Genomic DNA, 7,083 nt, shown 5'->3' with positions numbered 1-7,083 from the left:
GATGTGTACACCCTGGAGGCCTTGCCTGAGCTCACTCCCGCCCAGAAAGCGCTCCAACAAAGCTGGTTGGGATCCCTGCTCGGCTCTTCGGGACAAGATACGCCTCTTCTTGCCTGAGAATCTTGAAACAGGCGGGTAACCTAGTTAACCTAGACAAAGAGTAACAATAGGGGCAAGGAGCCAATCTGATGGACCTCGTTTTGGCTTTGTTAATTGGGGTGGCTGTTGGTTTCTCATTGGGTGTTTACGTTGCCCGCCGTTACAAGGCCAATCCTAGACCAGAGGCCTGGCAGCGAGAGGTCATTAGAGAGATATCTTCATGGCTGGGCCAAAAACTCGACAAAACCTTAATCAAGTTAGGAGAAGGATTGGCAGACGAGACTTCTCAGAGGTTACAGTCTATCCAAGCTGATCTTGAAGAGTTCAGGCTGCGTCTTCTAGAAAGTTATCAAAGTTTTCTGCAGGTTTGGGGTAAGGATCTTACGCAGGCTATATCTGTAAAGCTAGCTGAACATAGTGAGCAGCTCAACAGTCAGCAAGCTATCCTAGAAAACTTAGTGAAAGAAGCTAGAGGTATCTATCAGCAACTACAGGTTGCTCTTAAAAAATCTTCCAGATTAGAGATATCCCAAGCTACAGATCAAAACTCTCAAAAAGATCAGGCTGCCATCCATAAAACAATAGAGAATAGTCTACCAGACGATGTACCGAGAGATAAGGAAAAAGTAGCTGCTTCTAACATGCTAGAAGTTGACATATCGAAGATAGAATCTTTCTTAAACTCGAAAAACATAAAGATCAGAAGCATAGATATGGAGGAAGAAGAGGAGAAGCTAGATCAAATAGCTGACCTTATGGGTAGTCAGTACTCTTTGATCAAAAGATTCTATGGAATGATTAAGTCAAGTATGAACAGCGGAAACTCTTTCTCAACAAACCTTAGAGACGAACCTCAACAAGTAATTGGCACAACTTGCCAGGTTGCCACAGAGCTATACAAGATTGCATTTTTGGAAGAGTATAGATACTTCAGAGCGCCCAGGTGTCTGCTAGTAGCAAGAGCCAGCAGATCTCCACAAGCACTGAATTTTCTCTCAGGAAACTGGCTGGAGAGATACGTTAGGAATAGGTTGATTTGCCTTGCTAAAAGGCAAACTGGGAAGATTGATTTTTCTTACATAGCAAATGCCAAAGTTACTTTGTCAAACGGAGATGATTTTGAGATGGATCTTCTCTTCCACGTTAATGATCAATTTTACTGGGTAGAGTCGAAGACAGGTGAGTACCAAGATAAAGTACAAAAGTACTCCAAGATTGCTTCTGACCTTGGTCTTCAGAGAAACCAAGCCATCATAGTTTTGACCGACGTTAGTCAAGATGCAAAAACCAGTCTATCCTCTCTCTATCATTTGTCGGTCATCAGTGTTGATGAGGTTGAGGCTACATTTGAGAGGATCTTGAAAAGTCACCTTCGAGAAGTCTGAAAGGCACCCAAGAGCATTAGCTTAAGCCACAATTTTGACAGCTTGTTCCATACACCACCAGGGATCCTCCGCAAAAGCTGGCATGGGCGTGCTGCCCGCCTTGCCCAAGATGGCCAGCCGAACTTCCCGATCCAGCCGGGATCCCGATCCGTAAGGATCCTCAGAAGGGGGCTCCAGTCTTTGCCCCAGAGGGGGCATTGCCATGATGCCCGGCTGCATGCCAGTAGCGCTGACCCAGATTTTGAAGCGATCCACCGCTGTCTCTGCCTCTTCGGGCAGTTGCATCTGGAGCAGATAGCGAGGGCCAGAGCCAACTAATACGCTTTCGCTGGGGCGCAGGCGGGCAGGAGAGTCCGGCTGGTAGGGATAGACTAAACCGACGCTGCACTGCCGTTCGTCAAAGACTGTTACATAGACGTGCACCGGCGTAAGGGCCCTGTTGCGCAGGGCGATGGCGAGGTTGCGGCCTGCCTGGATTTGCAGCTGGCCTTGGGGATCCCGCGGCAGGGGTCTGACCTCGGCGGGCCTGGAGCCGCTGGCTGGCGTTTCCAGTTGCAGAAACTCCACTTCCAGGACATTGCTTAAGGCGTCGCTAGCCGGTTGCAGGTTGAGGAGGTTGTCGAAGGCGGCCACGTGCTCCAACAGCCGCACAAGCTTGCGGGGCAGAGCCTGCAGCTTTTTCACTGGGATGCGGAAAGCCGCCAGGGCCACGTCTTCTCCGCGGCGGTAGAAGTAATAGGTTGCATCCGGCAGCATCTCTACCCGCAGAGCCGCCGTTTCCGGTTCAGTGTAGGCCAGAAGCGGCGAGGCCGGCAGAGCCGCCAGCAACTCGGCAACAGGCATTTGCGCTTGGCTGGGATCTGCACAGGTGAAGGCCACCCGCAACGGCTGGAACCGGAAAGATGACATGGGCAATCCTAGAACTCGGCTCCAGAACCTCCAGATCGGCAGGCTAAGCTTTATGCTAGCTGTTGTCGCAAAGGCCAATCCTAGCTGCTGGAGATCCTGAATTTGCAATTAAACTTAACACTCCAAAGAAGGGAAAGGGAAGCCAAAATCCTGTCTGCAAGTGATCCCGCAATGGTCTATCCTTAGATCCGGGTGTCGGGTTTGTCGCTGGAGCAAAGCTGACGCCGTTTTCGAAGTCATTGATGGAGACCCATGTTTAGCAAATCCTTTTCTTTGCAGAAAGCGCTGGCAGCGGTGCGTCGGCGGCTGTTGATTTGCATCCTGGCGCTGGGGCTGGCTGGGTTTGCTGGGTGGCCGGCCCTGGCAGCTAGGCAGATCCCTCCGGTACCCCTGTCGCCAACTGAAACCATTACTTTTACCGAGGCGCAACTGGCCCGCGGCAAGCAACTTTTTAACAAAACCTGTGCCCAGTGCCATGTGGGGGGTCAAACCCTTCCCAACCCAGATGTGACTTTGAAGCTTGCGGATCTGGCGGGGGCAACACCTCCTCGCGATAACGTGCTGGCAATCGTGGACTACATCAAAAACCCAGTCACCTACGACGGGGTAGAGTCGCTGGTGGAATACCATCCCAACACGCAGCTCTTGAGCGAGTATCCCCGCCTGCGCAACCTTACCGAGGAGGATCTGAAGTTAATTGCTGGCTATATCTTGGTTCAGGCCAAGACGGTGCCCGGCTGGGGCGGCACCAAGAGCGAATCCCACAGTGACCTTTCGGCCTATCTCTGATGCCTGGGCAAACTCAAGGGGCAAAGCGGTGGCGGATCCCTCAGCCGGCCTGGAGGTGGGCGGGGATCCTGCTCCTAGTTTGGCTGGGGTTGGCTAGCCCAGCGCTGGCCCGCGTGGATCCCTACGTGAGCCAATATCTGCGGGCAACTGGGCCGGTGGAGCTGCCCTGGGATGCGGAGGGACGCACCCTTACCTTTACTCCGGAGCAGCTGAGCGACGGGAAAAACCGCTTCCAATCTGCTTGCTTGAACTGCCATGTGGGCGGCTCTACCCTGCCCGCTCCCAACATTTCTCTCTCGCTGAAAGACTTGCGCGGTGCCACTCCGCCCCGCGACACCATCCAAGCTCTTGTCGAGTACCAGCGGGATCCCCGCAGCTACGACGGCAGCAAGCCTAGCTATGGCTGCCGTCCTGTGCCCCCCTCCTGGATGGATGATGAGGCGCTGCGCAACCTAGCTGCCTTTATCCTCAGGGCCGCTCAAGTGGCCCCCGGCTGGGGATCCAACACCTTCAACTAACCCCGTCCTGCCCCCTGCCAGGGATTGGTGGTAGCCTAGGGGAGAGGGAAGGTTGAGGTCATGCTCCAAAACATCCGCTCCCTGCTCCTAGGGCTGTGGATCCTGGCCTGGGGGATTTTCCTGGTCCAAAACTGGGGATCGGCAGCGGTGGTTGTTGTAGCTGGACAGGCTGGCCCTGCTGTACCTCTGTCGCTGGTGCTCTTGATGGCCTATGGAGTAGGAGTGGGCTTGGGATTTTTGTACGTGGGATCCTGGCAGCTCCACGAGCGGGCGTTGCAGCGCCAGGCCATTCGCAAGCTCAATCAGCTCCTCGACCGGGTGCGCTTTTTGGAAGCGCAGCTACTTCCCCCCGACCACTATTTGCCACCAGATTTGCCGGATCCTGAGACAGGCCGCTATTCCTATTCCAATATCCCGCCGGAACGCATTCGCGAGCCTGCCCCCGAACCCAGCGAACCTGAGGACGATGCAGCAACAACCCCCAGCTGGCGGATTGTCCGGCGGCCTTACTCTGCTGAAGAGGAGGAAGAATGGGATTCCTAAACTGGTGGAGATCGTCTCCAGCCCCCGCCCCTGAGCCCGCCCCCGAACCCCAGGGGCAGAATAACTACCTGCTCATCGTGCTAGACAGTTGTCGCTTCGACAGCCTGCTGGCGGCTAAGCCCAAGCACTTGCTGAAGCTAGGTCCTCTGGAAAAGCGCTGGAGCTACGCTTCCTGGACAGCTCCTGCTCACTACAACCTGCTCATGGGCCTGCTGCCCCATACCAGCCCCACCCACGTTTTTGCCTCCGAACACTACAAGCAGGAGTATTTGCGCTATAACGAGCGCCTCGGCACCCGGCAGCCGATTGAGTTCAAGCACCTGCTGCCTCACCTCTACCTGCCAACGCTCCTGAAGCACCAACTGGGCTACACCACCCACGCCCTGGTCTCCATGCCGGTGCTCAATCCCAGCACTCTGCTCAATCGCGACTTCGATTCCTACCGTCTCATGCCCCGGCACAACGACATGGCGGCTATGGTGGAGCAGTTGCGCTTTGATCCGGATCGCCCTAGCTTTTACCTGCTCAATGTAGGCGAAACTCACTATCCCTACGCCCTGCCCGATGAGGATCCCAGCGCGTGGCCCCACATTTCGGGGGTCAACGGGGTGCTCAAGCGGCTGGATGAAGGGAAAGAGGAGGGGATCCCTTTTTTCAGCGCCGCCCAGTTGGAGGAGCTGCGGCAGCGGCAGATTGAGGCGGTGCGCTACTTAGACGGGGTCTTTGAGCAGCTGTTCGATCTGGTTCCCAAAAACACCTACATCACGGTTACAGCCGACCACGGCGAACTGTTTGGAGAGGGGGGCTACTTCGGCCACGGCCCCATCCACCACGAAAAGGTGTTGGAGGTGCCCTTTATCGAGGGCAAAATTCGCTAGGACAATGCCTATTGGAAGCTAGACCTCCTGGATCTCCTCCCGGCGAGTTTCGAGGGGGCTTTTGCCGAGGGAGGTCACCTTTGCCGTCAAGTCCAACCCCTCTTCGGCGGCCAACTCGGCGGAACGGGCCACCTCGTAGAGACTCTTCACCACGCTGCTGAGGGGGATGGCAACGATCACGCCCAGGATGCCCCCCAGCTGTGCCCCCGCCAACAGGGCAATCAAGATCCACACCGGGTTGAGGCCAATCAGCTCTCCCATCAGCCGGGGAGCGATGACCCGATCCTTGATCTGCTGCACGATCAGGGAGACCAGCACCACCTTGAGGCTGAGCCAAATGTCCTGGAAGGCCAGCAGCACTGCTGCCGCGCCAATACCAATGAAGCCCCCTACCAGCGGGATCACCTCCAGCAGGCCAATCAAGAGGCCAAACAAAAGCCCAAAGGGTACTCGCAGCAGCCCAAACGCTGGCACCAGCATCAGGGCCATCATGAACCCCAACACCAACTGGCTGATGAGAAAGTTCTGAAAGCTGAGCACCAGGGCTTCGCCGATGCGCGGCCCCCAGGGCTTGGGAAAGAGGCTGAGCAACCCCTGCCAAAACTGGCCCCCATAGAGCAGCATGTAGAAGGCCAACACCAAGACCAACACCAAGTCGACCACCTGGTTAAAGGTGCCTAGGAGGATGTCGAGGGATTGGCTGGCAATTTTTTCAGCACCGGCCTGCAGGCGGCTGAGGAGAGTGTTCACCAGCTCCGGCTGGCCAAGGTTGATGTTGCGCTCGGCAGCCCAGAGGCTAATCTGGCCAAGCCAATGTTGTAAAGTATCCACCCACTCAGGGATCCGTGCCCCCAACTGCACCACCTGCTTAGCCAGGAGGGGCACAACGGCAATCCCCACCAAAACCAGCAGCACCACCGAGAGGGCAAAGACCAAAGCCACCGCTACAACACGGTTGACCCGGTAGCGCTGCAGCGCCTGGACTGGGTAGTTGAGCAAAAAAGCCAGTACCGCCGCTGTCAGGATGGTGGCGAGCAGATGGCCAAACAGACGGCCCACTTGCAGGGCCAGCCAGCCGCTAATGACCATCAAAATCCAGGTCACTAGCAGCCGCTGCAAGGGGGAAAAGGAAAAGCGGTTCATGCCAGGGAGATCCCACCGAGCCTAAAAACCCAGGATGCTATATCCACTGTCTACGTAGATCACCTGGCCAGTAATGCCGCTAGCTAGGTCGCTGGCCAGAAAAGCTGCCACATTGCCCACCTCGAGCTGGGTGATATTGCGCCGCAGGGGAGCTTTCTCCTCGACCGCGTGCAGCATGGCATGAAAATCAGCAATGGCCGAGGAAGCCAAGGTGCGAATGGGTCCAGCAGAAATGGCATTCACCCGGATCCCGGCGGGGCCCAGCTCGGCTGCCAGGTAGCGAACGCAGGTTTCTAGGCCCGCTTTGGTGACAGCAGCCATGTTGTAGTTAGGCACCACTCGCACTCCCCCTAAGTAGGTGAGGGTGAGGACGCTGCTGCCGGATCTCAAGAGGGGCTTAGCGGCCCGGCAGAGGGCAATCAGGGAGTAGGTGCTCACATCCATGGCCAGGGCAAACCCCTGCCGCGAGATATCGCTAAAGTTGCCGCTCAGCTCCTCTTTTTTGACGTAGGCCAGGCAGTGAACCAGGATGTCGAGCTGGCCCCACTTTTGGGCCACTGCCTGAAATAGGTCGTTGATTTGCTGATCGCTTTGGACGTCGCAGGGAAGGAGAAAATCCGGTTGCAGGGGCTCAGTGAGTTGTTGGACTTTCGTCTTGAAACGATCCCGCTCGTCCGGCAAGTAGGTAACCCCCAACCTAGCTCCTGCTTTGTGCAGCTGCTGGGCAATGCCCCAGGCAATGGAGCGCTCGTTGGCAATGCCGGTTACCAAGGCTTTCTTTCCGGTCAGATCTAGCATAGGGAGACCAACGCAGTAGGG

8 protein-coding genes are annotated in these 7,083 nt (G+C 56.1%); 5 read left to right on the top strand and 3 right to left on the bottom strand.

What is annotated here, in order from left to right; translation table 11 throughout:
• Positions 1 to 188: 188 nt before the first annotated feature.
• Positions 189 to 1,484: a hypothetical protein gene (locus tag NW814_RS09900; protein ID WP_414406167.1), complete on the top strand. Its 1,296-nt coding sequence runs from the start codon at positions 189 to 191 to the stop codon at positions 1,482 to 1,484.
• A 21-nt stretch (positions 1,485 to 1,505) separates the two neighbouring features.
• Here the strand turns inward: NW814_RS09900 and NW814_RS09895 are convergent, their stop codons facing one another.
• Positions 1,506 to 2,393: a hypothetical protein gene (locus NW814_RS09895; RefSeq protein WP_414406166.1), complete on the bottom strand. Its 888-nt coding sequence runs from the start codon at positions 2,391 to 2,393 to the stop codon at positions 1,506 to 1,508.
• Between the two features lie 252 nt (positions 2,394 to 2,645).
• Between NW814_RS09895 and psbV the strand changes: the two genes are divergently transcribed.
• Genes psbV through NW814_RS09875 form a run of 4 tightly spaced genes read left to right on the top strand, consistent with a single transcriptional unit; the run spans position 2,646 to position 5,121 of the window.
• Positions 2,646 to 3,182 carry a photosystem II cytochrome c-550 gene (psbV, locus tag NW814_RS09890; protein WP_414406165.1) on the top strand — a complete coding sequence of 179 codons (537 nt, stop codon included), beginning with the start codon at positions 2,646 to 2,648 and terminating at the stop codon, positions 3,180 to 3,182.
• A complete protein-coding gene (gene psbV2, locus NW814_RS09885; protein ID WP_414406164.1) occupies positions 3,182 to 3,700 on the top strand; it encodes a photosystem II cytochrome PsbV2 in 519 nt (172 codons plus the stop codon). Before psbV ends, psbV2 begins: the two co-directional genes overlap by 1 nt.
• Positions 3,701 to 3,760: 60 nt before the next feature.
• Entirely contained in the window at positions 3,761 to 4,243 is a 483-nt protein-coding gene (locus tag NW814_RS09880; protein ID WP_414406163.1) for a LapA family protein, read from the top strand.
• The gene (locus NW814_RS09875) at positions 4,231 to 5,121 is read left to right on the top strand and encodes a sulfatase-like hydrolase/transferase (RefSeq protein ID WP_414406162.1); all 891 of its coding nucleotides are present in this window, start codon (positions 4,231 to 4,233) and stop codon (positions 5,119 to 5,121) included. Before NW814_RS09880 ends, NW814_RS09875 begins: the two co-directional genes overlap by 13 nt.
• Before the next feature lie 18 nt (positions 5,122 to 5,139).
• Here the strand turns inward: NW814_RS09875 and NW814_RS09870 are convergent, their stop codons facing one another.
• Entirely contained in the window at positions 5,140 to 6,264 is a 1,125-nt protein-coding gene (locus NW814_RS09870; RefSeq protein WP_414406161.1) for an AI-2E family transporter, read from the bottom strand.
• Positions 6,265 to 6,285: 21 nt separating this feature from the next.
• Entirely contained in the window at positions 6,286 to 7,062 is a 777-nt protein-coding gene (gene fabI, locus NW814_RS09865) for an enoyl-ACP reductase FabI (RefSeq protein WP_414406160.1), read from the bottom strand.
• Positions 7,063 to 7,083 lie beyond the last annotated feature (21 nt).

Source organism: Synechococcus sp. R65.1 (assembly GCF_047461755.1).
In the GTDB taxonomy this organism is placed as follows: domain Bacteria; phylum Cyanobacteriota; class Cyanobacteriia; order Thermostichales; family Thermostichaceae; genus Thermostichus.
The sequence above is the reverse complement of the archived record's forward strand: the minus strand, read 5'-3'. Positions and strand labels throughout refer to the sequence as shown.

What these genes read in the sequence shown, in the direction of transcription:
- NW814_RS09900 (WP_414406167.1), top strand. Translation starts at nt 189, where the DNA reads ATGGACCTCGTTTTGGCTTTGTTAATTGGGGTGGCTGTTGGTTTCTCA.
- NW814_RS09895 (WP_414406166.1), bottom strand. Translation starts at nt 2,393, where the DNA reads ATGTCATCTTTCCGGTTCCAGCCGTTGCGGGTGGCCTTCACCTGTGCA.
- psbV (WP_414406165.1), top strand. Translation starts at nt 2,646, where the DNA reads ATGTTTAGCAAATCCTTTTCTTTGCAGAAAGCGCTGGCAGCGGTGCGT.
- psbV2 (WP_414406164.1), top strand. Translation starts at nt 3,182, where the DNA reads ATGCCTGGGCAAACTCAAGGGGCAAAGCGGTGGCGGATCCCTCAGCCG.
- NW814_RS09880 (WP_414406163.1), top strand. Translation starts at nt 3,761, where the DNA reads ATGCTCCAAAACATCCGCTCCCTGCTCCTAGGGCTGTGGATCCTGGCC.
- NW814_RS09875 (WP_414406162.1), top strand. Translation starts at nt 4,231, where the DNA reads ATGGGATTCCTAAACTGGTGGAGATCGTCTCCAGCCCCCGCCCCTGAG.
- NW814_RS09870 (WP_414406161.1), bottom strand. Translation starts at nt 6,264, where the DNA reads ATGAACCGCTTTTCCTTTTCCCCCTTGCAGCGGCTGCTAGTGACCTGG.
- fabI (WP_414406160.1), bottom strand. Translation starts at nt 7,062, where the DNA reads ATGCTAGATCTGACCGGAAAGAAAGCCTTGGTAACCGGCATTGCCAAC.